19 protein-coding genes are annotated in these 23,822 nt (G+C 43.0%); 10 read left to right on the forward strand and 9 right to left on the reverse strand.

Going from position 1 to position 23,822, the window contains the following annotated elements; genetic code table 11:
• The first annotated feature begins 126 nt into the window (after window positions 1–126).
• From KSX81_RS21090 to KSX81_RS21105, 4 genes are read left to right on the forward strand one after another with little or no spacing between them, the layout of a single operon-like run.
• Window positions 127–567 carry a MarR family winged helix-turn-helix transcriptional regulator gene (locus KSX81_RS21090; protein ID WP_004300160.1) on the forward strand — a complete coding sequence of 147 codons (441 nt, stop codon included), beginning with the start codon at window positions 127–129 and terminating at the stop codon, window positions 565–567.
• Entirely contained in the window at window positions 548–1,867 is a 1,320-nt protein-coding gene (locus KSX81_RS21095; protein ID WP_004300159.1) for a TolC family protein, read from the forward strand. Before KSX81_RS21090 ends, KSX81_RS21095 begins: the two co-directional genes overlap by 20 nt.
• A 14-nt stretch (window positions 1,868–1,881) precedes the next feature.
• Window positions 1,882–2,952 (forward strand): HlyD family secretion protein, encoded by a 1,071-nt coding sequence (locus tag KSX81_RS21100; RefSeq protein ID WP_004300158.1) that lies wholly within the window; start codon window positions 1,882–1,884, stop codon window positions 2,950–2,952.
• The gene (locus tag KSX81_RS21105; protein WP_004300157.1) at window positions 2,949–4,553 is read left to right on the forward strand and encodes an MFS transporter; all 1,605 of its coding nucleotides are present in this window, start codon (window positions 2,949–2,951) and stop codon (window positions 4,551–4,553) included. Before KSX81_RS21100 ends, KSX81_RS21105 begins: the two co-directional genes overlap by 4 nt.
• A 116-nt stretch (window positions 4,554–4,669) precedes the next feature.
• Here KSX81_RS21105 and KSX81_RS21110 read toward each other — a convergent pair whose 3' ends face one another.
• Window positions 4,670–6,160 carry a UxaA family hydrolase gene (locus KSX81_RS21110; protein WP_004300156.1) on the reverse strand — a complete coding sequence of 497 codons (1,491 nt, stop codon included), beginning with the start codon at window positions 6,158–6,160 and terminating at the stop codon, window positions 4,670–4,672.
• A gap of 30 nt (window positions 6,161–6,190) precedes the next feature.
• Window positions 6,191–7,255: a LacI family DNA-binding transcriptional regulator gene (locus KSX81_RS21115; RefSeq protein WP_004300155.1), complete on the reverse strand. Its 1,065-nt coding sequence runs from the start codon at window positions 7,253–7,255 to the stop codon at window positions 6,191–6,193.
• Window positions 7,256–7,508: 253 nt separating this feature from the next.
• On the opposite strand from KSX81_RS21115, the gene KSX81_RS21120 reads away from it, so the two are divergent.
• Together KSX81_RS21120 and KSX81_RS21125 are read left to right on the forward strand one after the other, a co-directional pair.
• A complete protein-coding gene (locus KSX81_RS21120) occupies window positions 7,509–8,534 on the forward strand; it encodes a sugar kinase (RefSeq protein WP_004300154.1) in 1,026 nt (341 codons plus the stop codon).
• Between the two features lie 54 nt (window positions 8,535–8,588).
• Window positions 8,589–9,257, forward strand: a complete 669-nt coding sequence (locus tag KSX81_RS21125; RefSeq protein WP_004300153.1) for a bifunctional 4-hydroxy-2-oxoglutarate aldolase/2-dehydro-3-deoxy-phosphogluconate aldolase — start codon at window positions 8,589–8,591, stop codon at window positions 9,255–9,257.
• A 583-nt stretch (window positions 9,258–9,840) separates the two neighbouring features.
• On the opposite strand, the gene KSX81_RS21130 is transcribed toward KSX81_RS21125, so the two are convergent.
• From KSX81_RS21130 to KSX81_RS21160, 7 genes are read right to left on the reverse strand one after another with little or no spacing between them, the layout of a single operon-like run.
• Window positions 9,841–10,179 (reverse strand): DUF2149 domain-containing protein, encoded by a 339-nt coding sequence (locus tag KSX81_RS21130; RefSeq protein WP_004300151.1) that lies wholly within the window; start codon window positions 10,177–10,179, stop codon window positions 9,841–9,843.
• On the reverse strand, window positions 10,166–10,774 hold the full coding sequence (locus tag KSX81_RS21135; RefSeq protein WP_004300150.1) for a MotA/TolQ/ExbB proton channel family protein: 609 nt from the start codon (window positions 10,772–10,774) through the stop codon (window positions 10,166–10,168). Before KSX81_RS21135 ends, KSX81_RS21130 begins: the two co-directional genes overlap by 14 nt.
• Before the next feature lie 8 nt (window positions 10,775–10,782).
• A complete protein-coding gene (locus KSX81_RS21140; RefSeq protein ID WP_004300149.1) occupies window positions 10,783–11,496 on the reverse strand; it encodes a hypothetical protein in 714 nt (237 codons plus the stop codon).
• A gap of 6 nt (window positions 11,497–11,502) precedes the next feature.
• Entirely contained in the window at window positions 11,503–15,921 is a 4,419-nt protein-coding gene (locus KSX81_RS21145; protein ID WP_217725769.1) for a cobaltochelatase subunit CobN, read from the reverse strand.
• Window positions 15,922–15,959: 38 nt separating this feature from the next.
• Complete coding sequence (locus KSX81_RS21150; protein WP_004300147.1) at window positions 15,960–18,107, reverse strand: TonB-dependent receptor; 2,148 nt, start codon at window positions 18,105–18,107, stop codon at window positions 15,960–15,962.
• A complete protein-coding gene (locus KSX81_RS21155; RefSeq protein ID WP_004303826.1) occupies window positions 18,104–18,787 on the reverse strand; it encodes an HmuY family protein in 684 nt (227 codons plus the stop codon). The genes KSX81_RS21150 and KSX81_RS21155 overlap by 4 nt, the downstream gene beginning before the upstream one ends.
• A 15-nt stretch (window positions 18,788–18,802) precedes the next feature.
• Window positions 18,803–19,699 (reverse strand): calycin-like domain-containing protein, encoded by an 897-nt coding sequence (locus tag KSX81_RS21160; RefSeq protein ID WP_032845350.1) that lies wholly within the window; start codon window positions 19,697–19,699, stop codon window positions 18,803–18,805.
• A 196-nt stretch (window positions 19,700–19,895) separates the two neighbouring features.
• Here KSX81_RS21160 and KSX81_RS21165 point away from each other — a divergent pair, with 196 nt between their 5' ends.
• The 4 genes from KSX81_RS21165 to KSX81_RS21180 all read left to right on the forward strand — a co-directional run bounded on the left by KSX81_RS21165 (window position 19,896) and on the right by KSX81_RS21180 (window position 23,805).
• Window positions 19,896–20,777, forward strand: coding sequence for a hypothetical protein (locus KSX81_RS21165; RefSeq protein WP_217725768.1), 882 nt, complete (start codon window positions 19,896–19,898; stop codon window positions 20,775–20,777).
• A gap of 18 nt (window positions 20,778–20,795) precedes the next feature.
• Window positions 20,796–21,176 (forward strand): thioesterase family protein, encoded by a 381-nt coding sequence (locus tag KSX81_RS21170; RefSeq protein ID WP_004303823.1) that lies wholly within the window; start codon window positions 20,796–20,798, stop codon window positions 21,174–21,176.
• An 80-nt stretch (window positions 21,177–21,256) separates the two neighbouring features.
• Entirely contained in the window at window positions 21,257–22,159 is a 903-nt protein-coding gene (locus KSX81_RS21175) for a cation diffusion facilitator family transporter (RefSeq protein WP_032846678.1), read from the forward strand.
• 47 nt (window positions 22,160–22,206) lie between these two features.
• Window positions 22,207–23,805: an aspartate:alanine exchanger family transporter gene (locus tag KSX81_RS21180; protein WP_004300141.1), complete on the forward strand. Its 1,599-nt coding sequence runs from the start codon at window positions 22,207–22,209 to the stop codon at window positions 23,803–23,805.
• Window positions 23,806–23,822 lie beyond the last annotated feature (17 nt).

Raw genomic sequence — 23,822 nt, forward strand, 5'->3', positions numbered from 1 at the left:
GAATGAACGAATAGTCAGAAATTATATAAAGAGGGTTTGAAAATGAAATTAGTCAAACGTTTGACTAATTCGGAGGAAATACCTAACTTTGCCGCCGAAACGAAACAGGTAAAAAGAGTATAGAAAATGAGAGAAGGAGCAGAGTTTAGAGAACTCATGTTGCAGATTGTTCGTACCCGTATGGCTTTTCGCCGGTCTATGCAACGGACATTGAGAAAAAATAATGCGGGTATTACGTTTGAGATGCTTCAGGTATTAAGTAGTTTATGGCATGAGCAGGGAATTAGTCAGCAGATATTGGCGGAACGCATTGCAAAAGATAAGGCATGTCTCACCAATTTGATGAATAATCTGGAAAAGAAAGGGTATGTTCATCGGAAAGAAGATCTTGCCGACCGTCGTAATAAACTGGTGTTCCTGACTCCCGAAGGGGAAGAATTTAAAGAACAGATTCGTCCGATTCTCGATCAGGTTTATGTATATGCAGAAAAAATTGTTGGTATAGAGAGCATTGAAACTATGTTGTCTGAATTAAAGAGTGTATGCGATGTACTTGAAAATGTATAAGAAGTATGGGGCGGTTTTATCTAGCCTGTTTTTGGCTGCTCAATCCATAAATGCACAAACGGATTCTTTGTTTCTCACTATCGATCAGCTTTTTGAACGGGGGGTACAGCATAGTCTGCAACTTCAGGCGGATGTAATGAAAGAATCTATGGCGCAGGAGCGGATACGGACCGCACGGTCTGCACAGTTACCGGAACTGCAGATCGGACTGAAAGGGGGATTTGTAGGGCAGCCTGTTGTTTGGGAACGGGGATTATCCGATCCTTCATATCCGGAAGCACCGGACTGGTCACAAAATTATGCGATTGATCTGGCACAGCCTCTCTATCAGGGTGGTAAAATCCGAAGTGCTATTCATAAAGCGGATATAGAAAAACAAGTTGCCGAACTACAAACGTTGACCGATGAGGCGGAAATAAAGTTACGGTTACTCAATCAGTATATGAACTTGTTTAGTCTGTTTAAGCAGCATGAGATACTGACACGGAATATTGAAGAGTCGGAACTCCGGTTACGCGATATCCGGCGAATGAAAAAAGAGGGGCTGATTACCAATAATGATGTATTGCGGAGCGAAATGCAGCTGACTAATGACCGACTGTCTTTGGAGGAAGCGGAAAATAGCATTGCGCTTGTATCGCAGCAACTCAATATCTTGTTGGGGCAGGATGAGAACTTGTTATTACAACCGGATACAACCATTCTCTATCAGGCAGTTGCTTTGCAGTCCTATGATGACTATATTGTTCAGGCGTATGAAAATGATCCGGCGATGAGGCTGCTTCGCGCACAGACAGAATTGGCAAGGAATGAAATCCGTTCTGCCCAATCCTTATCTCTTCCCAGTGTGTCGCTATATGCATCGAATACATTGGCACGTCCCGTTTCACGTACATTGGCGGATATGTATAACAATAACTGGAATGTGGGAGTATCGGTTTCCTATCCTTTATCTTCACTGTACAAGAACAATCATAAAGTAAAAGAGAGCAAACTGATGGTGTCTTTGCGGAAGAATGAAGAAGAACAGAAAATGCAGGGAATCCGCATGGATGTACGTTCGGCATTTTTACGCCACAGGGAAGCGTTGCAGAGGGTAGAGGCTCTAAAACTGTCTGTCCGGCAAGCGGAAGAAAATTACCGTATTATGCAGAATCGTTATCTGAATCAACTGGCTATCCTGACTGATTTACTTGATGCGAATTCCGTCCGTTTGAATGTGGAATTGCAGTTGGTCACTGCACGCACTCGTGTGATTTATACTTATTATCAACTTCAGAAGGCTTGTGGACGTCTTTAATAAACAGAACAGATATGGCAATTGAATGGAAAGAAAAACAGAAGAAACTGAAAAAAGTAAGAGTTCGTAATATCGTTTTAAATTTAGTATGTGTCTGTTTGGCTGTCTCCGGACTTTGGTGGACTGCTAATTACTTCTGGCGTTATGTGAATTACGAAGTGACTAATGATGCTTTTGTAGATCAATATGTAGCTCCTTTGAATGTCCGGGCTTCGGGTTATATCAAGGAGGTTCGTTTTAAGGAACATCAATATGTCCATCAGGGAGATACTCTGCTGGTGCTTGACAATCGTGAATATCAGATTAAGGTAAAGGAAGCGGAAGCTGCATTGTTGGATGCACATGGCTCGCAGGATGTTCTTCATTCGGGTATTGAAACTTCCCATACGAATATTGCCGTACAGGATGCCAACATCGCTGAAGCGAAAGCGAAACTTTGGCAATTGAAACAGGATTATCATCGTTTTGAACGTTTGTTGAAAGAAGAATCTGTTCCGGAACAGCAGTATGAGCAAGCGAAAGCTGCTTATGAGGCAGCAAAGGCACGTTATCAGGCATTAGTTGCACAGAAACAGGCGGCATTATCACAATATGCGGAGACAAGTAAGAAAACAACCGGTACGGAGGCTGCCATTTTGCGTAAAGAAGCAGACCTGGATTTGGCTAAGCTGAATCTGTCTTATACGGTTCTCACTGCTCCTTATGATGGATATATGGGTAGGCGTACGCTTGAACCCGGTCAATATGTGCAGACCGGACAGACTATTTCTTATTTGGTGCGTAACAAGGACAAGTGGATTACCGCTAATTATAAAGAAACGCAGATTGCTAATATCTATATTGGCCAGCAGGTGCGTATTAAAGTAGACGCAGTGCCCGGAAAGATTTTTCACGGGGAAGTCACTGCAATTTCCGAGGCAACCGGGTCTAAATATTCCTTGGTTCCTACAGATAATTCTGCCGGCAATTTTGTAAAGGTGCAGCAGCGAATCCCTGTGCGTATCGACTTGGAAGATGTTTCTCCGGAAGAAATGGCACAGTTGAGAGCCGGGATGATGGTGGAAACAGAAGCTTTACGCAAATGATTACCATGAAGGAATTGGAGGCACCTGTTCGTCAATGGGTGCCCGATTGGCTTGGACTTATCAGCATTTTCATCGTGATTCTTCCGGTCACTATGCTCAATGGCTCGTATACAGGCAGTATGCTGGAAGTGTCGAACACGCTGGGTACTAATTCGGAAGATATTACGATGGGGTATTACGCTGCTTCGGCAGGTATGGCTATCGCATACCCGATTATTCCTAAGGTGTTGGCAGCCTTTTCCGTGAAATCTCTGTTATTGATTGATTTAGTACTGCAATTCTTCTTGAGTTGGGTTTGTGCACGTACGCAAAACGCAGATATTTTGATTGTCTGTAGTTTTGCTGTCGGTTTCTTGAAAGGGTTTCTTATGTTGTGGTTTATTCGTTATGCCCAGAAGATTTTCAGTCCGAAGAATGTGCGTAGCGAGTTCTATTCTTATTTTTATCCGTTGGTTTACGGTGGGGGACAAGCTTCGATGCTGGTAACGGCTTTACTGGCGTATCATTATAACTGGAAGTATATGTACTACTTTATGATGGTATTGATCTTGATTTCCATTCTGTTTGTTATCATCTGTTTCCGGCATAATCGTCCCATAAAAGCTGTCGCATGGTCTGATCTGCATATCCGTGAGATGTTTGTTATTTCGGCCGGGTTGCTGATGTTGATGTACGTTATCAATTATGGCAAAGTGCTCGATTGGATGGCTTCCGGTAAGATATGTATTTATATTGTAATAGCACCTATGCTGATTGCGCTGTTCATCTGGTATCAGAGCCGTTTGGAGAATCCTTATGTAAGTCTGGCTCCTTTGTTCCAACCCAAAGCAATTGTGGGCTATTTTTATATGATGCTCGTGATGTTTTTCAGTACATCAACCACTTTGCTGACTAACTATCTGACTGTTATTCTGAAAGTAGATACTACGCATACCTATTCTCTTTATATTTATTTGCTTCCGGGATATGTAGTCGGCGCCTTTATTTGTTTTTGGTGGTTTCGCTGGCAACGGTGGCGTTTCCGTTTTCTGATAGCGGGAGGAATGAGTTGCTTTGTGATTTTCTTTGCCATTTTGTATTTTGGCATTTCTCCGGATAGTACGTATGAGATGCTCTACCTGCCTATCTTCTTTCGTGGTTTGGGTATGTTGACTTTGATTATTGCTTTTGCCCTATTTGCCGTGGAAGACTTGAATCCGAAATACTTATTGTCGAATGCTTTCTTCCTGATTATTTTCCGTTCCGTGCTGGCACCTATCATGGCGACTTCTTTTTATAGTAATGTACTGTACCGACTGCAACAAAAATATATGTATTCTTTGTCGGAGACTATAACTGCTACTGATCCATTGTCGTCAACACGCTATAGCCAGTCGCTGAACAATGCGATGACACAGGGACATCCGTATGATGAGGCTGCGCAGTTGGCAACCAACTCCTTATATAATACGTTACAACAACAAAGCCTGTTGCTGGCACTGAAAGAGATTCTGGGTTATTTGTTGGTTATATCTGTTGTCATAGCTGTGATTTCTCGTTTTATTCCTTTCCATAAAACAATCCGCGTTACGTTTAAGAAAACAGGCGATGATATGGTATAACAAAAAAAGAGTTGCTATCCTTCACTCAATGATAAGTTGAACGGGATAGCAACTCTATTGTTTTAACAATGTATCTTTTATCTTCGATATATTTGTTGTATCAGATAGCGACCTGTTTACAAGGTTACCCCTGTTTTAAAGATAGCAATTTCGCGATAGCCTTTCTTTTCGTTGTTTACGAATTCACCGCTTGCCACTTTGATGATATAATCAATGAAGCGTTCACAAGTCTTTTCCATCGGTTCGTTTTCTACGATCACACCGGCGTTGAAGTCAATCCATCCCGGTTTGTTTTTAGCCAGGGTTGAATTGGTGGAAATCTTCATGGTCGGAACAAAAGTGCCGAAAGGAGTACCGCGTCCGGTGGTGAAAAGTACCATGTGACATCCACTTGCTGCAAGAGTAGTGGCTGCAACCAGGTCATTGCCCGGAGCAGAAAGCAGGTTGAGTCCTTTTTTCTGTAAACGTTCGCCGTAAGGCATTACGCCGGATACATAACTCTTTCCACATTTCTGGGTACATCCCAGTGCTTTTTCTTCCAGAGTAGAGATACCACCGGCTTTGTTGCCCGGAGAAGGATTTTCACCTACAGGCTCTCCATGTGACAGGAAGTATTCTTTGAAGTCATTAATCAGATGGACAGTCTGTTCAAACAGCTCTTCGTTTTTACAACGGTTCATCAGGATTGTTTCTGCACCGAACATTTCCGGAACTTCAGTCAATACGCTTGTACCTCCCTGTGCAATCAGGAAATCGGAGAACATACCCAATAGCGGGTTTGCCGTAATGCCGGAGAAACCATCGGATCCACCGCATTTCAATCCCACGCGTAGTTCGGACAAAGGAACATCGGTACGTTCATCTTTAGAAGCCTTTGCATACAAATCACGGAGGATTTCCATTCCTTCTTCGTATTCGTCACCTACCTTTTGAGTAACCATGAACTTCACACGGTCTTCATCAAACTCGCCCAGGAACTCACGGAATACATCCGGCTGGTTATTCTCACATCCTAAGCCTACTACCAATACAGCACCTGCATTGGGATGAAGCACCATGTCACGAAGAATCTTTTTCGTATTTTCGTGGTCGTCACCAAGTTGTGAGCAACCGTAGTTGTGTGGGAAAGCGACAATGGCATCCACTCCCTTACCTTCAGTTTCGCGACGAAGTCCTTCGGCCAGTTGACCGATGATACCGTTTACGCAACCTACCGTCGGGATAATCCATATTTCGTTTCTTACCCCTACATCACCGTTTTTGCGACGATAACCTTTGAATGTAAGATCTTTATGAGGAATATCCAAAGAAACCTGAATCGGGTTGTAAGTATAGTCCAACAATCCGGCGAGGTTGGTTTTGATGTTCGTTTCGTTCATCCAGTCACCCTGTTTCTTTGCCATCCGTGCATGTCCGATAGGGTAACCGTACTTGATTACATTTTCGCCTTCAGCAAAGTTCTTCAATGCGAATTTATGTCCCACAGGAATGTCTTCATTCAATGTAATCTCAATGCCATCTACAGAAAGATGCTCTCCTGCCGGGAGGTTAACAATGGCAACGGCGACGTTGTCGGCAGGATTAATTCTTAAATACTTTGTTTCCATGTAATGTACTTGTAAAGTTGTACTTTGTTGTTATTTGCTATGGTAATAGTCTATTGTCTCTACTGTTAACAGATCAATGGGCATATAGTTGATACGAGTCACTTCTTTCTTGAAAATAAGATGATCGCATAGAGCTTTGATGCCATTGGCTCCTTGCAGTTCCGGCTGCTGGGCGATGAGGAAGGAGATACTTCCTTCTTTCAGGCAGGTGACATTCCGTTCCAGAAGGTCATAGCCTATCAGATTGAAGTCTTTCTTTCCACGGCTTTGCAGGTACTCGCCAACGATGTAGGCTTTAGAGTTGAAAGTGATTCCGTTCTTAACCATCGGATAAGTGCGGAAGAATTCGTCCAGCATCTCGTTATCTTCGTCGTTGCGTTCGGCATGCAAGTCAAGTTCCAGTATAGTACAAGACGGATGATGTTCTTTCATGTACTGCCTAAAACCGATTTCTCTGTTCTCCTGCTGATTAGATCCTACAATTCCTTCATGTATTTTGCGGAAAATCACAATTTCCTTTTCCTCCCGTGCCAGTAACATCATCATTCGAGCAGCGAAATATCCGCTTTGACGTGAGTTCTGACCAAAGAAGGCGAGGGGAGGAACCTCTTTAATATTGGAGTCTATATATATATAAGGTATATCCAGTGCCTGCAACTGATCGGTGAATCCTTTCGTATATTGCGGAGCGGTAGGAGCTACCATCACTCCGTCCGGCTGCAGGGCCAGGATGGCTTCACTGGCGTTGACGAATGAATGATAATCGTATGGATCGTAATAGTTGATTTTCACCGAAGTATTGAAATCCGAATAAGTGGCAATAGCTTCGTGGATACCGGTTTCTACCGCTGTCCAGTATTCGCCTTCCAGATGCTCCGGCAGCAGACAGATAAACGTATACTTCTTATTAGAAGCCAAAGCACTGGCGTACATGTTGGGCTGGTAGTCAAGCTGCTTCAGAATTTCTTCTACGCGTTTCTTGCTGGCTTCCGACACTCCGCTACGTCCATGGATAACGCGGTCTACTGTTCCCACTGATACATCTGCCAGACGGGCGATGTCTTTGATCCTGATCCTTTCGGGCAATTTATTCATACGATAACCTTTATTTATATAGGTTTTTGTGCTCGCACACAATAATAATCTTAATATTTTCGATACAAATATATAACAATTTTTGTAATTACGAAAATTGTTGTATCTTTGTGCCCGCACACGAAAGGTATGTGATATTAGTTATGTTATATATTAATATTCATATAATCAATGTGTTAACCCTTGAAATGGGGCTGGAATGATAAATTGAAAGTTCATAATATTAATAACTTAGAAATTGAAACATAAGATTATGGGAAAGAAAGTCGTTACATTAGGCGAAATCATGCTTAGATTATCAACTCCGGGTAATACTCGTTTTGTTCAATCTGATTCTTTTGATGTAGTATATGGTGGTGGAGAAGCTAACGTTGCAGTAAGCTGTGCCAATTACGGACATGAGGCCTATTTCGTAACTAAATTGCCGAAACATGAAATTGGACAGTCTGCTGTTAACGCATTGCGTAAATATGGTGTTAAGACAGACTTTATTGCTCGTGGTGGCGACCGTGTAGGTATCTACTACTTGGAAACTGGTGCTTCTATGCGTCCTAGCAAGGTTATTTATGACCGTGCTCACTCTGCTATTGCTGAAGCTGACGCTGCTGATTTCGATTTTGATGCAATCATGGAAGGTGCTGACTGGTTCCACTGGTCTGGTATCACTCCGGCTATCTCTGACAAGGCTGCCGAGTTGACTCGTCTGGCTTGTGAAGCTGCAAAACGTCACGGTGTAACTGTTTCTGTTGACTTGAACTTCCGTAAGAAACTGTGGACTAAAGAAAAAGCACAGTCTATCATGAAACCGTTGATGCAGTTTGTAGACGTATGTATCGGTAACGAAGAAGATGCAGAACTTTGTTTGGGCTTCAAGCCGGATGCTGACGTTGAGGCTGGTCACACAGATGCTGAAGGTTACAAAGGTATCTTCCAGCAGATGATGAAAGAATTCGGATTCAAATATGTAGTTTCTACTTTGCGCGAATCTTTCTCTGCTACTCACAACGGTTGGAAAGCGATGATCTACAACGGAGAAGAATTCTATACTTCAAAGCGTTATGATATCGATCCGATTATCGACCGTGTAGGTGGTGGTGACTCTTTCTCCGGCGGTATTATCCATGGTTTGATGACTAAACCTAATCAGGGTGCTGCTCTTGAATTCGCTGTTGCTGCATCTGCATTGAAACATACTATCAATGGTGACTTCAACCTTGTTTCTGTAGAAGAAGTAGAAGCATTGGCTGGTGGTGACGCAAGCGGTCGCGTACAGAGATAATTTGGAGAGTTGAAAAGTAAAGAAAATCAATTCATTTAAATAGTAAATAATAAGATGGCAAAATTCGATAAAATAGCCGTATTGAATAAGATCGGCTCTACAGGAATGGTTCCTGTATTCTATCACAAAGATGCAGAAGTTGCAAAGAAAGTAGTAAAGGCTTGTTATGACGGTGGTGTTCGTGCTTTCGAATTCACAAACCGTGGTGACTTTGCACAGGAAGTATTTGCTGAAATCGTTAAATTCGCAGCAAAAGAATGCCCTGAAATGGCAATCGGTATCGGTTCTATCGTTGATCCGGCTACTGCTGCTATGTACCTGCAACTGGGTGCTAACTTCGTGGTAGGTCCGTTGTTCAACCCTGAAATTGCTAAGGTATGTAACCGTCGCTCGGTAGCTTATACTCCGGGATGTGGTTCTGTGTCAGAAGTTGGTTTTGCGCAGGAAGTAGGTTGCGATCTTTGCAAAGTATTCCCGGGTGATGTTTACGGAACTAACTTCGTGAAAGGTTTGATGGCTCCGATGCCATGGTCTAAGCTGATGGTAACAGGTGGAGTAGAACCTACTAAAGAAAACCTGACTGCATGGATTAAAGCCGGTGTATTCTGCGTAGGTATGGGCTCTAAACTGTTCCCGAAAGATAAGGTAGCAGCAGAAGACTGGGCTTATGTAACTGCAAAATGTGAAGAAGCTCTCGGCTATATTGCTGAAGCTCGTAAATAAGATTAGAGAGCGAAAGCTATCTATAATAAAAAGAGGTTGATGCGACAGTCTCTTTTAAAATATGCCTCGAGGGTTAGTTAGTTTAGTTAGTATATGAGGCATATTTTCATTTTGTTTAAAGGTGTTTAAAGGGGATAGGCCATCGGAATGAGTGACTCATTTCGGTGGCTTGTTTTTTTATTTCCTTTTTATATGTTGTCGATGTTCGAATATATAAATGGGCAGGAATATTAACAAGAAGCAGAGAACACTGATGAGGAGCAGATAACGGTTGTAGAGATACTCTCCCTCCTGGGGAGGAGTACTTAACAGGCATCTTAAGCAATCGCAGTCCATATCCTGACTGTCGTGCTGGCAAAGCAAAAAGCAGAAAGTAATGAGAACGATACCTAATAACAGGCAGATGATTAGTAGATTTCTGCGATAATGTGTGTGTCTTTTGTCGGGTTTTGATAAAGAAGAAACCATGTTTTGTTCTGATAGTTATCAATGTAAAATGAAAGAAATAAAGGGCAGACAATGCCTGAATAGGATTGTCCTGCCCGATACTATTGATTATTGGTAGGAAATATACTTTTAATGGTTATTCCGGAACATAAATAATCTCACCGTTATCCAGTTCGTAGGCTATCCCTACTTTTCTTCCTCTTTTCCCTGAATCCTCCTCTTTCTGACCGGAAGGCTTGTAAGTGTTGATTTTCTTTCCTTCCTTGGAGATGATTTCCATATTTTCTTTACCAGGATTCTTCACGATGGTGAAATCTTCCTGTCCGAAAACTTCCGTCATATTCATGTGCATCACCATTGCTACCATCAATGCCACGGCAAATACCATCGCTACGTCGAACAAGTTTACTACTACACTTAGCGGGTCGGTATCCTCTTCTTTGAGGAATTTGCTGACTCTTCTATTTCTTTTCATTATTGGACTCTCCGGTTGTTTCGTTTAATACTCTTGATACATAATCGAGGTTGTTGACATCTTTGGCATACCAACGTTGTTTGAACTGCATGGATATCAGTCCCACAGCACTAATAACCAAACCTACAACAGTCGTTGCAAATACTACCTGCATATTATATGCCATTCCGGAGATATCTCCTGTAGAAAGTCCCACAAGTGCCGGACTCATGGAAATCAATGTTCCTATCAATCCGAGAACCGGACCTATCTTAGCCAGCATTTTAGAAAGAGACACATCTTTCTCTGCTTCATTCTCGAATTTTGTTATCAGGAAGTCAGAGTAATCTGCACTGGCCGGATGGTAGAGCAGATCGCGGAGATAACCCATATATAGTGAATTGTCTTTGTCGGGTAAAGCTGCTTTCAGATCGTCTATCCGTGCATCTTTAATGAGTTGGTCCAGTGCTTTGTCATTTTTACGTTTGGTCATGTACATGTTGTAGGTGCCTCCGATCAAAATAAGTGAACGAACGAACAGGCACAGCAAAATAATGATATCGGGTATAAGTAAACTGTTCGCTACCCAGAATAAAAGTTTAGAGATGAGTTCCATATAATATTTTATTGATTGATTTTACTTCTTTTTTTTAATTCTTTACGTTGTAATAAAGGCCATTTCAGCTTGTTCCAGGCAAATCCAATGAGAAACAGGACAACGAACAGACCGATGGACAAGATAATCGCTTTCCAGTTGAGCGCCTCTTCGGTGGCGGCATAGGTCGTTTTCCCATTGACAGTGGTCAGTAGTCCGAGGATACAGATGAATAAGCTGACAAGGAAATGAACTTCCAACCGGAGATCGTCTTCGGGTACAAGATACTTCATCAGCCGGCTTAATAATGGGATGGCGATAACCACTATCCCTGCAAGTGACCAGGCTGTCACTGAAAAGTCTACGCCAGGTAACCGGAAGATAGCTTCTGTGAGATAGTAGAATAATACGGGGAAGAGCAACAAGCTGGGATACCAGCGAAGTAATTCCGCCCACCATAAATTCTTCTTACCATAAAGTCCGCGCAGGAAAGCCACGCAATAGCCGAAGCAGAGTGCTGACTCAAGCGTTATGATAATAGCCATGTTTTGCAATGCTTCCGTGTTCTGCAGATAATCAGCAATCTGTGTCTTTGACTGGAGAATAGCATACTGCCAGGTGCCGGCTACAAAAAGACCGGCTATCAGGCTGTATATTACGGTTTGCCAAAGTTTCCAGAAACTGAGTTTGAAACTGCAGTTAATCACGATAAACAGCATTAATATGTGAATGATTAACTCCATATTACATTACTTTTTCCGTTTCTTTTTAAGTATTAGCAACATGACAACAAATGCTACCAGAACAATACCTGTGATAAGGCCTCCATTCAAAGAATTTTGCTCTTCCTGTGCCCCTTGTACGGCATCGCTCGATTGTTTCTTCAATACCATGCCTCCTTTGGTCGCTTCTCCGTCCAGGGTGGCTTGTTTCATTTGTTTCAGTTCCTTGTTGTAGTTGGCTGCGGTTTGCGCATCTACTTGAGAGGCGATGAACTGCTGTAATTTGGCATTGTCTCCGGTAAATCCGCTGCCCGAAGGACCGAATTGTCTGACAAGGTCTGTATGCAGTTTGGCAATATTGGAGAGTTGTTCCGGAGAAGCTTTCCAATATCCTTTGCGGGCAGTTTCCATCATAACGGCAGTCACTTCCTGTAAAGCTGCGGGATTCTGTTTTTCAAAGAAGTCTTTTACATTCAGTTTGTATTCGTCTTTGACATATACATCATATATATTATCCCAAAGTTCCTTGTCGATAGCGGCAGGTTTCATCACGTTCCAGCCATACGTATTGGTTACAGTCTGGGCAACCTCGCTTGCTGCAGAAGCACCGCCTTTCATTTTCTCTTTGATATAGGTAGGATTCAGAATCGTTGTACGGCTTTCTACACCGACTGCTTCTTTAAGTTCCTGCATTTTCATGTTGTTGCGGTTCCGGTAGTCGCTAAGATAAGCGTCCGGGTCTTTACCGGTAACATTGCGTACGGCAAGATTCATACCTCCCATGAATTCATATACGTGGTCGAGGCTCAATGCTCCCCAAGTGTTGCTTTGGCGGGGCTGAACGACAACATCAGTACTGTTCAATGCTTCTTCAAAAGCAAATTTCTGAAAGACTTCCCAGTGTTTTTCGTCACCGTAGAAGGCTCCCATATTGTTGAGGTAAGTATCTGCGATTTCCGATTCACTTTCCCAACGGTCGCCGGATTCCACCATTCCCTGAATTCCTGTACCATACATGCCATTAGCACCTCCGAATACTCGGAAAGAAGCCATCTCGCGTGCATCTTTCGGACTGACACCTTTTTCAGTCAGCACTCTTTCAGCTTCTATCACACTGGCGGCTACCTGATTTTCAAACTTGTCGTCTTTCGCTGTCGCAGCCATTTCTACTGCACGGTTAATCAGGAAGAGGCGGGAAGCGGCGATATCACGGAGTTGTCCGGAAGTCTGGACCACTACGTCGATACGTGGACGTCCCAGTTCGGCTGAAGGAATCAGTTTCAAATCGCTGACACGACCGAATGCGTCACGGACGGGTTCTACTCCCAGCATATAAAGAACTTGGGCAATAGTAGCTCCGCCAGTTTCAATAAATTCGGAAGACCAGAGCGTATAACTTACTTTGCGTGGAATAGAATCATTATGACGTTGTTTGTAGGTATCAATTGTTTGTTTAGCTAAAGCAATACCCTTTTCCCAAGCAGATTCTGTCGGAGTTGCTTCGGCATTGATAGCATACATATTACGTCCGGTAGGCAAAGCGTTCGGATTAGCTATTGGGTCACCGCCCGGAGTAGGAGCGGTGTATCCGCCTTTCAATGCATTGAGCAGACTGTTTAGTTCCTCTTCGGGACTTGTCATGAGTGCATTTTTATAATTACCTACATTCTTGATTGTACGTTCTACTTCCGCTACGGCAAGTGCTAGTTCAATCTCTTCTTTGCTGTATTCTTTCGTCGCTTTCCCCATAGCGGCCATCATGGCTGACATGCCTTTCGGTTTTTCTTGTTTGGAGCCTTTCATCTGTTTATCTGAAGACCCGTGTTTATCTGAAGACCCGGCAGGCTGCTCTTTATCCTTGTTGGATTTCATGGCAGCTTCCATCTTTTTCAGAGCTTCGGGATTTGCTCCCATAGATTTAGCCATTTCCATAGCTTTTTCGGGGTCCATATTGGCACCCATCTTTTTCATGGCTTCCTTCATGCTGTCAGGCATATTGCTATGAGGAGTTTTTCCTTTGCCTGACATAGCCGGATGATCCTTGCCGGATTTCTCTTTATCAGCATTTTCATTCTTTGCAGATGCAGCCATCATCATTGCCATCATACCTTTCGGAGCATTGCGTTCGGCTTCTATCTGACGTGCTTTGGCAAGTTCTTGCGGTGTGATGCCAGCTGTACGGCAAATCAGTTCATCCGTGGCTAGTGAAGGATTGGCAATTAGCTTTTCTACCAACTGACGGGCAGGGGTCAAATACTGTTGTGTAAAAAGGCTGCGATGCTTGCTGACGGCATCTGTCGCTTTGCCACGCTGCTTGTCAAGAGCCAGCAGACTGTATGCGATAGGTTCTGTAGCCATTGCATAGACGGAAGAAGTGATCCGTTCCGGTTCATAAGGAACTCCCATTGTATAGAGTTGCCCCGTGATTTTCTCGGTAGCCAGTTCTTCAGCGAAGTTTTCTACCCGGGCGATTTCATCTTCTGTATATGGTTTGTTGGCAATGCTGTCCAAACCTAAATCACGGTGAATTCCCATCTTCACAGTCAGCGTTTTGACAGCTAATGATTCCTGATCTTTATTCTCTTTGTGAGAGTTATTGTAAATCTTGATTTTTTCCATCAGCTCCCGATAAATACCACGCACACTGCTTTCAAGGAAAAGAGGAGTGAGGTACGACTGTATGGTGGCATACGAACGGCGTTTAGCCATCATTCCTTCACCAACATTACCAATAGAGTAGATATAGAAGTGCGGAACTGCTCCAACCAGGCGATCCGGCCAGTCGTTGCTGCACAATGCCACTTGTTTTCTGGGAGTAAATTCAAGACTTCCATGTGTACCGAAATGGATCAGTGCGTCAGCCTTGAAACCATGTTGCATCCATAGATAGGAAGCAATATAGGTATGAGGAGGTGCCATATTAGTGCCATGAATCACTTGGAAGGAGTTGTCACCACTTCCGGCTGCATTTTGTGGCATTAAGACTACATTCCCGAATTGCAGACGGGCAATACCCAATTTACCGTCGTTAGTCGCCATATAGTTGCCGGGGAATTCGCCGAAAGCATCCACCACTTCCTGATATTTTTCAGGGCGGAGTGACTCTTTCACCCAACTTTCATATTGATCTTTGGTGATAAGTTCGGGATGTCCTTTTTGCATAAAGTCATTAAAGGCTCCCTCTGCGTAAGAGTTGAACACAGCGCCTTGAGCCTGTATCATTTTACCCAGTTCTTCAGCATTTGCAGGCAGACCGGATATGTTGTATCCTTCCTGTTTCATGCGGACCAGAAGATTGTATAGGGAAGGAACCACCTCCATACCGGCAGCGGTCAATGCATTTTGCCCCGGACCTTTATAATAGTAGATAGCTACCTTCTTCTCGCTGTTCGGCTTAGTATTCAGATTCAAATAATTATTGATTGTGGATACGAAAGTCTTCAAGCGTTCAGGTACTGCATACGAATGGCGCAATCCTTCTTCATCCTCATATTGTGCAAAGAGAGCGAAAGGACGGATGGCACCGTCAATTTCTGGAGTCACGATACTTTGTGACATAAATCCTCCTGCCATTCCCATCGGATCTTTCTCCCATTCGTCTACCAGGCTGTTGATGGTGAGCGGAGCAAACAAGAGGATATTCTTAGCTTTCAGATAATCCACCATTTTGTCTCCCATGCGTCCGTGTGCCATGTTGATGATTGCGTTTGGCTGCACTTCGTCAATAAATGACATGAATTTCGTCATTGACTGAACCGGATAAACATTGTAACCTTCTTTTTCAAGAGCCTCAATAAGTCCGGTGGCATCAGCCATTTGTCCGGTTATCATGATTTTACGTGCTCCTTCTTTATAAAGACGGTTGTCCTTCATGAATTTCTCATAATCTGCCACGGTGAGGAACTCCAGTTCATCATCCGGGTTGGTGAGTCCGGCGTGATAGAGCATGTCGCTGGGTCTTTCTGCCGGGTCTTCCACTTCCGGTATGGAAGAGATTTTACCGTCAATAGCTTTACGGATATAATTCAGCATATTCCGGTAGTTGGTCTTTCCTCCATTAGTCAGATAACCTCGTATCAGATTCTGTTGTACGCTGTCCAGATTACAAATGTTGTTGGCCGGGTTGGTAGCCATGGAAGTATATACAGGAATACCTTTGTCGGCAGCCTGTTGTATCTGTTGACGTTGTTCCTCGACGATATGCAGACCCATTCCGTTGATGAATACCATGTCGTAACCGGTCAGACGGTCGAGGTTGTCGAGCGATACTTCACTGAGTTTGATGGATGAATTGTCGTTGGCTTTCGATATACTTCCCTGCTGTATGGTCTGGAAGTTGATGAAAGCAATCTTTGTAGGACTGAACCAGGTATTCCATACGGACATCCCTATCAGAGCTGCAGCAACGATGCATACACCTAAGATGATTTTACTTTTCTTTTTCATTTCTCTTATTTTTAGCTTTGTATGTAGTTTTATCTTTTCTATTTTCTGAAGAACCTGTCTACGTCTAATGCAAGTCCGATGGAGAAGTTGCTTCCCCGGGTATAAGGAGAGTTTGCGTCATAATAGCTCGGAACATAATTAAATATGTTGTTGACGGCCATATTCAGGCTGACTCCTTTCCAGATCCCTTGTGTCAACGTCAGGTTCCACATCGTATATCCCGGATAAGTCACTCCGGTAGTCCCTTCATCCGGATTATTGCCCACATATTTATTGGTTTCTACTTTGGATAACGCACGTCCGTTCAGGGAAAGATTGAATTGATAATTATCCCATGATTTGCCGTATTCGATACGTGCGGTCGCTGAATGTGGGCGGGTACTGGAGAATTTCATTTGTCCGTCGCGCATAAACTCGTGGAGGTATCCGTAAGAAACACGTATTCCCAGACCACAAGGATATTTGGCGGAGGCGTTGATATCCACACCGGCGATGTCTACTTTCTCTGTATTGATATATAGCTGTGCCCATCTTCCGTCAGTGTCGCGGAATGAAGTCAGGTCGATCCGGTCATTGACAAGGTTGTAATATCCTGAAACGGTAAAATTGTAACGGTTCTTGGTATATTCCGCCGAGAGCGAGAAGTTGTGGCTCGTCTCCGATTTCAGGTCGGGATTACCATAAATCATCATGGCATTTGCCATGTCGAAGTTCATATACATTTCTTTGAGGGTAGGAGAGCGGAATCCCTGTGAGTATGAGCCACGGAGGGAGCAGTTGGCTATTTTGTACATCAGTCCGATGTGCGGAGATATATGACGTACGTTAGATTGTGAGAAATAGTCGAAACGTACCCCGCTGATTACGTTGAAATGTTCGGTCGGGTTCCAGTCGAACTGTCCGAATGCATCTGCCGAGTGCATGGTATAACTTCCATTGTTGGTAAATTGATAAGACAATAGATAGTCACGCATATAATCTCCTCCTACGGTCAGAATGTTTTTATCGTTGAAGGTGTAATTGTAGAGTGCGCGTACGCTATGTTGCACATTGCTGTAATCACGGACATCGTATTTGTATGGGGTCAGATAATCACTTTTATCATATTGGTCGAATGTATAGGCAACTTCCAGATTACTCATGATGTTGAAATCATAGTTGGCTTTCAGACCTCCGCTGAAATCACGATAACGGTCTTTGCTGTCTCCGGTCTTATCCCGTTCGCGGAAATAATAACCTCCGCGTGCAGTCAGTTTCAACTGTTCAATCGGTCTGTAAACAAGACGTTCTTTCACATTCCATGTGCGGTTTCCGAAGATGGTTGTCACATCTCCTTCCGGTACGTCGTAAGAATCGGACATTGTATGTTGCACATTCGTCTGGCTGTTGAATTTACCGGCTTTGAAACTGAAAGTTCCGCCATATCGTTGGTCGTTATGTTCACCGAAGCGGCTGTTTACATTTAAATTCCATGGGTCCTCGGAATCACGGGTGATGATGTTGATTACGCCACCTACTGCACTGGAACCATAGAGAGTAGAGGCAGCCCCTTTTACAATTTCTACCCGTTCCACGTTATCGAGGTTCAATCGGTTGTAGTCGACGTTGTTTAAAGTTTCCCCTGCCAGACGTTCGCCATCTACCAGGAAGAGTACAGAGTTTCCTCCGAATCCCTGCATATTGATAGAAACCTGCTGATCCATTGAATAGGAAAATTCAATGCCCGGCAGTTCCGATTGTAATAATTGTCCTACGTTGGTTGCATCTACCTTCTTTATATCGTCTGCTGTGATTACACGAGTGATGATAGGAGCATCTTTCAGTAATTTGGGAGTACGTGTACCTGTGACAACCACTGTTCCCAGGTCAAACTGATCTTCCGATAAGCGGAAACTTAGTCTTTTCTCTTTCCCTACAGTCAGTCTTTTTTCTTGTGGCTGATAGCCTACATACGAGGCGGTGATGAGGTATGTACCGGTTCCGGGGAGTTGTAATGTATATGTGCCGTCGACGGATGTGACGGCTCCGGTTCCTTTACCTTTGATGGAAATCGTTGCACCGGGGAGAGGTTCCCCTTCTGTATCAGTTACACGTCCGCTGATGTGATAAGTTGAGTGTTGTGCTAATGTGGTGCAAGTTGCTATAAATGAAAAAAGCAATAATGATATTATAAATGTAGGTTTCATTCTTGTTGATTGGTTTCATTGTTGTTGTCCTCGAACTCAAGCGGATACTGGAAATCGAAGTCAATATATCCTTTTATACCTCTGGCATTCATGTAGTTGGTAAAACGGATCGCGGCGTATGTATTGTCTTTCAAACGTATCAAAAAAACTTGGTTTGACATGGTGTATACCGGAGGCATCGTTGCGGTATTAACGTCCAGCCAGCTGGAAAGAACAGCATTACGGTAAGACTCTGTGTAGATAATGTTTCCGTCCATCATGCCCGACATGTCAATGGCTATTTTATCGGTTGTCCATTCATCTTCTACAAAATCTTCCGCTTTAGGCAGTTTACCTGTTGCTTTAAACTCGTCGATACTTGTGTAAGTTGTTTTGTAGGTAGCACCCTCGTTGGTTTTTATATCATAACGATGAATAGCGAAATCCCACTTATCAGGAATTTGACTCTCATATTCCTCTCCGATTTTAACGGTGGTAACCGTACGTTCCGAAAGGTTAATGTAGGCCCATTCTGTATATTCAACAGTCTTGACTTGTGAAAAGCTATTCTCCTTGATTTCCATCTCCGTTTCGATGGGGGCATCATAAATATTTTCAAATATTCCATTACAAGCAGAGAGCGACATTGCCGCTCCCAGTACTATAGTATATTTGAAAATAGCGTTCCTGCTTCTTTTCATTGCTTATTTAATCGTTTATTGTGCGCTGTTAGTATTGCTTCCAGTAAAATCTGCTGTAATGTCCCATGGCATACTTCCTGGTTTAAAAACTACAGTAATAGTAGTTGTTCCGTCTGACTTAACTGTACCACTTAAACTCGTACCGGTGATTGCCAGAATTTCTCCTGTAGTCTTTTGGGTGTCTGCTTCAAAGCTACCGATATTGAGTGAGTAACTACCGTCGTTTGCTTTAGTAACATTTACTCCCTTTACAGTGAACTTTTCAAAATAATTCATAGAACCGCTTGTGTTATTGAAGCCGCTAATGGTAACATCTACTGTACTGCCTGTTGGGTTTTCGATGATAACTTTGCAATCCTCAGTAGATTCAGTGGTATTTCCTCCTGGAGTAGTGACTGAAAGAGATAAATTAGTTTGGTATTTATAAGTATCTTTTATATAATAACCAACAGGAGTTTCTCCTTGTATGAAATCAATCTCCATTTTTCCCATAGGTACAGGAATATCAACATTGGCTTTCAAACTTAACACTTTAGAACCATCTACACTACCTTCTAATGTGTAGTCGTAGCTACCGCCTGTGCTGCCGCCCATAGACATGGCAACTTCACCGGAACCGCTGAAAGACTTATTAGAAGAAAGTTTTAAATTATTCAGAGTGAAATCTCCAGATCCGGATTTATATACCAAATTGATGGTACCATCTTCGTTGGCAGTGATTGTTGCTGTGGATTCATCACCCAACAAATAATCAGAGAACATATTGCATGCGCCGACTGAATAACCTTTATAAGCTCCTGCTATTTCTTTGGCAAAGTTAGGTTCATCGTCGTCGTTGTCGCTACAAGAAACGAAAGTAGAAGAAAGAGATAGTGCCATAAGGGCAACCATCCAAAAGTTTAAGATTTTCATACTTAATTTTGATAGATAATGATTAATTAAATTTCCAGCTGCAAAGTTACGGGGATATATATACGGGGGAAATACCTAAAAGAAATGAAAAAATGAGAGGCTTTAATTATATGTAGGTATTGGGAGGAGTGGATTAACTCGTTATTTTTGCAGTCTTTTACTAAATTGATGATTAAAAAATTAAAATGAGAAGAAAATGAAAGGCGGCTACAGTAGAAAAAGTGTATTGACAGGGATTACTTCTTTCCTGATTGTATTGTTTACTATGCCGTTGGGGCATGCATTAATGATTTTTATGGAGTATGTGCTCTCATCCACAGCTCTTCACTATGCGGCTTTCACGATGGGAGCAGTAGGTCTGGTGATGGTGATTATTGGAGTGTTTGCAAAAGGAGATACACGACAGACATTATGGGGGTTATTCGGAGGACTACTTTTCTGGACCGGATGGGTAGAGTTTATCTACGTATATTATGCACATCGTTATGAAGTGCAACCATTGCTGAACGCTGCCGGTGAAGTCGTGACAAAACCGGAATATTTAATCATGCCTTCCTCCTTCGGCTTTTGGGTGATGTTTATGCTGATTTACATTTTCAGTATAAAAAGCGGATGCGACTTCTTTACCTATCTTCAAAAAGTCTTTTTCCGTAAGAGTACCACCACGATTGTAGTACGGCCGATGACACGTCATACCTCGATTGTTACTTTTATGGAGTTAAATCTCATCATGTGGACGAGCTATCTCGTGCTGCTCTTCTGTTATGATGAGAATTTTGTCGGCGAGCATAGCCCTGTTACTGCTATAGTTGCTTTCGGCTGTCTGGCAGGTTCATTTTTTATGTTTAAACGCCTGTTGAAAATCGCTCAATGGGGATATGCCATGCGCTTTTCTATTGCTACGGTAGTAGTGTTCTGGACTTTTGTAGAAGTATTGGGACGCTGGAATATCTTTCATGAAATATGGGTAGAACCAATGGCATATACAACAGAGATGATTACGATACTTTTGGCTTTTTTAGCTCTGTTGGCATTTCTGTTCTACCAGTCTGCTAAAAAGAAGAATAGTCATAACTAAAATATAGAATCAGAAATTATGTTAGAAAAAGGATTGCAATTTATAAAGGAAGTAGTGGTCAAACCGGAAAATCTGGCAGTGGCAATGGGATCGGGTGATCTCCCTGTTCTTGCTACTCCCGCTATGGTAGCATTCATGGAAAATGCAGCTTTGTCTGCTGTTGAAGATCAACTGCCGGAAGGCAATACAACGGTAGGAGCAATGATTCAGACTACACATCTTAAACCCACTGCATTGGGAGACACGGTTCTTGTAACAGCCACACTTCTTGAGGTAGAGGGACGAAAGTTAACATTTTCCGTAGTAGCCTCTGATTCACAGGGTAAAATTGGTGAAGGAACACATATACGTTATGTGGTAGACCGGAATAAGTTTATGGAAAAACTAACCAGTCGTTAATACTGCCAAAAGTGGAAAAGGATGAACTAATCTCCGGGTAAGATGTTTTTTGTATATTAGATATAATAACAATATATAATATGGAACCTCATCATCACCACGAACATAGTCATCGGTTGACATCGCTCAATAAAGCTTTTATCATAGGCATCGCTCTGAATATAACTTTTGTCATAGTAGAATTCGGAGTAGGATTTTATTATAATTCTTTGGGGTTACTTTCCGATGCCGGGCATAATTTGGGTGATGTAGCCAGTCTGGTACTTGCCATGTTGGCCTTCCGGTTGGAGAAAGTTCACCCTAATAGTCGTTACACGTATGGATATAAGAAGAGCACGATACTTGTTTCTTTATTAAATGCAGTTATACTGTTGGTTGCTGTTGGCATTATTATTGCCGAGAGCATAGACAAATTATTTCATCCGGTTTCGGTTGATGGTTCTGCTATCGCATGGACAGCTGGGGTGGGAGTGGTCATCAATGCGCTTACTGCATGGCTTTTCATGAAAGATAAAGATAAGGATCTGAATGTGAAGGGAGCCTACTTGCACATGGCAGCAGATACACTGGTATCTGTCGGTGTAGTTGCTTCCGGTATTATTATTACGTATACAGGATGGAGCATCATTGACCCGATTATCGGACTTGGCATTGCTGTTATTATTATAGTCTCTACCTGGGGATTGCTTCATGACAGTCTCCGGTTGTCTTTGGATGGAGTACCAGTGGGGATAGACGCTCAAAAGATACAGCAACTTATCGTGGAACAACCCGGTGTGGAGAATTGCCATCACTTGCATATTTGGGCGTTAAGCACAACGGAAACCGCTCTGACTGCCCACGTTGTCATTGATAATATCACACAGTTGGAGGAAGTGAAACATCATATAAAGGAAGCACTCGAAGAGGCAGGCATTCATCATGCCACTTTGGAGTTTGAAGACGAAAGAGCTACTTGCAGCAACGAATGTTGTGAGGATTAAATAAAATCCGTACCTTCGCGCCCTTAAACTAACTAACCTTTATTTTTATGTTTACTGACTTATTGCATTCCTCTTATTTTTCCCTTTTCCTGATTGTCGCATTAGGGTTTATGCTGGGAAGAATAAAAATCAGAGGATTATCTCTCGATGTGTCGGCAGTTATTTTCATTGCCCTTCTTTTCGGGCATTTTGGTGTTATCATTCCTAAAGAATTAGGAAACTTCGGTTTGGTGCTCTTCATTTTTACCATCGGTATTCAGGCAGGGCCCGGATTCTTCGATTCTTTCCGCAGTAAAGGAAAGACGCTTATTCTCATTACTATGCTTATAATTTGTTCCGCCTGCCTGACCGCAGTCGGGTTGAAGTACGCATTTGATATTGATACACCGAGTATTGTCGGTCTGATTGCCGGTGCGTTGACCAGTACGCCGGGTCTGGCGGTTGCTATTGACAGTACCAATTCTCCTTTGGCATCCATTGCTTACGGTATCGCATATCCGTTTGGAGTAATCGGCGTGATTCTGTTTGTCAAACTGTTACCTAAAATTATGCGGGTAGATTTGGATAAAGAAGCCCGTCGCCTGGAGATAGAACGTCGCGGACAATTTCCAGAACTGACTACTTGTATCTACCGTGTCACCAATTCGCATGTGTTCAACCGTAACCTGATGCAAATTAATGCACGCGGTATGACGGGCGCTGTTATTTCCCGTCTGAAGCACAATGATGAAATATCTATTCCTACAGCCCATACAGTGCTGCGTGAAGGAGACTACATACAAGCCGTAGGTAGCGAAGAATCATTGAATCAGCTTGCTGTGTTAATCGGTAAGAGAGAAGAAGGCGAACTGCCTTTGGATAAAACGCAGGAAATAGAATCTTTACTGTTGACCAAAAAGGACATGATAAATAAACAACTGGGTGATTTGAACTTACAGAAAAATTTTGGTTGTACAGTGACTCGTGTCCGTCGAAGCGGTATTGATTTGTCTCCATCTCCAGATCTCGCTTTGAAGTTTGGTGATAAATTGATGGTTGTCGGTGAGAAAGAAGGACTTAAAGGAGTAGCCCGCCTGCTGGGTAACAATGCGAAGAAACTGTCTGATACGGATTTTTTCCCCATTGCGATGGGTATTGTACTGGGAGTGCTGTTCGGCAAAATAAATATATCTTTCTCTGATAGTCTGTCATTCTCTCCGGGACTGACCGGCGGAGTGCTGATGGTAGCCCTTGTGTTGAGTGCGATTGGTAAGACAGGCCCCATCATCTGGTCTATGTCCGGACCTGCCAATCAGTTGTTGCGCCAGTTAGGTCTGCTTCTTTTTCTAGCCGAAGTAGGAACTTCTGCCGGTAAGAATCTGGTAGCCACTTTCCAGGAAAGCGGATTGCTGATGTTCGGAGTAGGAGCTGCCATCACATTGATACCGATGCTTGTAGCAGCTATTGTCGGACGTCTGGTATTTAAAATCAGTCTGCTCGATTTGCTGGGAACGATAACGGGAGGTATGACGAGTACTCCGGGACTTGCAGCTGCCGATTCAATGGTGGACAGTAACATACCGAGCGTAGCTTACGCAACTGTTTATCCGATTGCCATGGTATTTCTGATTCTGTTTATTCAAATCATAGCTTCGGCAGTATATTAACAGAATTTTGTAGATTC

Source organism: Bacteroides sp. MSK.18.37 (genome assembly GCF_019129155.2).
In the GTDB taxonomy this organism is placed as follows: Bacteria; Bacteroidota; Bacteroidia; order Bacteroidales; family Bacteroidaceae; genus Bacteroides; species Bacteroides ovatus.

What these genes read in the sequence shown, in the direction of transcription:
- KSX81_RS21090 (WP_004300160.1), top strand. Translation starts at nt 127, where the DNA reads ATGAGAGAAGGAGCAGAGTTTAGAGAACTCATGTTGCAGATTGTTCGT.
- KSX81_RS21120 (WP_004300154.1), top strand. Translation starts at nt 7,509, where the DNA reads ATGGGAAAGAAAGTCGTTACATTAGGCGAAATCATGCTTAGATTATCA.
- KSX81_RS21095 (WP_004300159.1), top strand. Translation starts at nt 548, where the DNA reads ATGTACTTGAAAATGTATAAGAAGTATGGGGCGGTTTTATCTAGCCTG.
- KSX81_RS21145 (WP_217725769.1), bottom strand. Translation starts at nt 15,921, where the DNA reads ATGAAAAAGAAAAGTAAAATCATCTTAGGTGTATGCATCGTTGCTGCA.
- KSX81_RS21130 (WP_004300151.1), bottom strand. Translation starts at nt 10,179, where the DNA reads ATGAAAAGAAATAGAAGAGTCAGCAAATTCCTCAAAGAAGAGGATACC.
- KSX81_RS21155 (WP_004303826.1), bottom strand. Translation starts at nt 18,787, where the DNA reads ATGAAAAGAAGCAGGAACGCTATTTTCAAATATACTATAGTACTGGGA.
- KSX81_RS21160 (WP_032845350.1), bottom strand. Translation starts at nt 19,699, where the DNA reads ATGAAAATCTTAAACTTTTGGATGGTTGCCCTTATGGCACTATCTCTT.
- KSX81_RS21140 (WP_004300149.1), bottom strand. Translation starts at nt 11,496, where the DNA reads ATGGAGTTAATCATTCACATATTAATGCTGTTTATCGTGATTAACTGC.
- KSX81_RS21105 (WP_004300157.1), top strand. Translation starts at nt 2,949, where the DNA reads ATGATTACCATGAAGGAATTGGAGGCACCTGTTCGTCAATGGGTGCCC.
- KSX81_RS21135 (WP_004300150.1), bottom strand. Translation starts at nt 10,774, where the DNA reads ATGGAACTCATCTCTAAACTTTTATTCTGGGTAGCGAACAGTTTACTT.
- KSX81_RS21115 (WP_004300155.1), bottom strand. Translation starts at nt 7,255, where the DNA reads ATGAATAAATTGCCCGAAAGGATCAGGATCAAAGACATCGCCCGTCTG.
- KSX81_RS21180 (WP_004300141.1), top strand. Translation starts at nt 22,207, where the DNA reads ATGTTTACTGACTTATTGCATTCCTCTTATTTTTCCCTTTTCCTGATT.
- KSX81_RS21170 (WP_004303823.1), top strand. Translation starts at nt 20,796, where the DNA reads ATGTTAGAAAAAGGATTGCAATTTATAAAGGAAGTAGTGGTCAAACCG.
- KSX81_RS21125 (WP_004300153.1), top strand. Translation starts at nt 8,589, where the DNA reads ATGGCAAAATTCGATAAAATAGCCGTATTGAATAAGATCGGCTCTACA.
- KSX81_RS21110 (WP_004300156.1), bottom strand. Translation starts at nt 6,160, where the DNA reads ATGGAAACAAAGTATTTAAGAATTAATCCTGCCGACAACGTCGCCGTT.
- KSX81_RS21150 (WP_004300147.1), bottom strand. Translation starts at nt 18,107, where the DNA reads ATGAAACCTACATTTATAATATCATTATTGCTTTTTTCATTTATAGCA.
- KSX81_RS21175 (WP_032846678.1), top strand. Translation starts at nt 21,257, where the DNA reads ATGGAACCTCATCATCACCACGAACATAGTCATCGGTTGACATCGCTC.
- KSX81_RS21100 (WP_004300158.1), top strand. Translation starts at nt 1,882, where the DNA reads ATGGCAATTGAATGGAAAGAAAAACAGAAGAAACTGAAAAAAGTAAGA.
- KSX81_RS21165 (WP_217725768.1), top strand. Translation starts at nt 19,896, where the DNA reads ATGAAAGGCGGCTACAGTAGAAAAAGTGTATTGACAGGGATTACTTCT.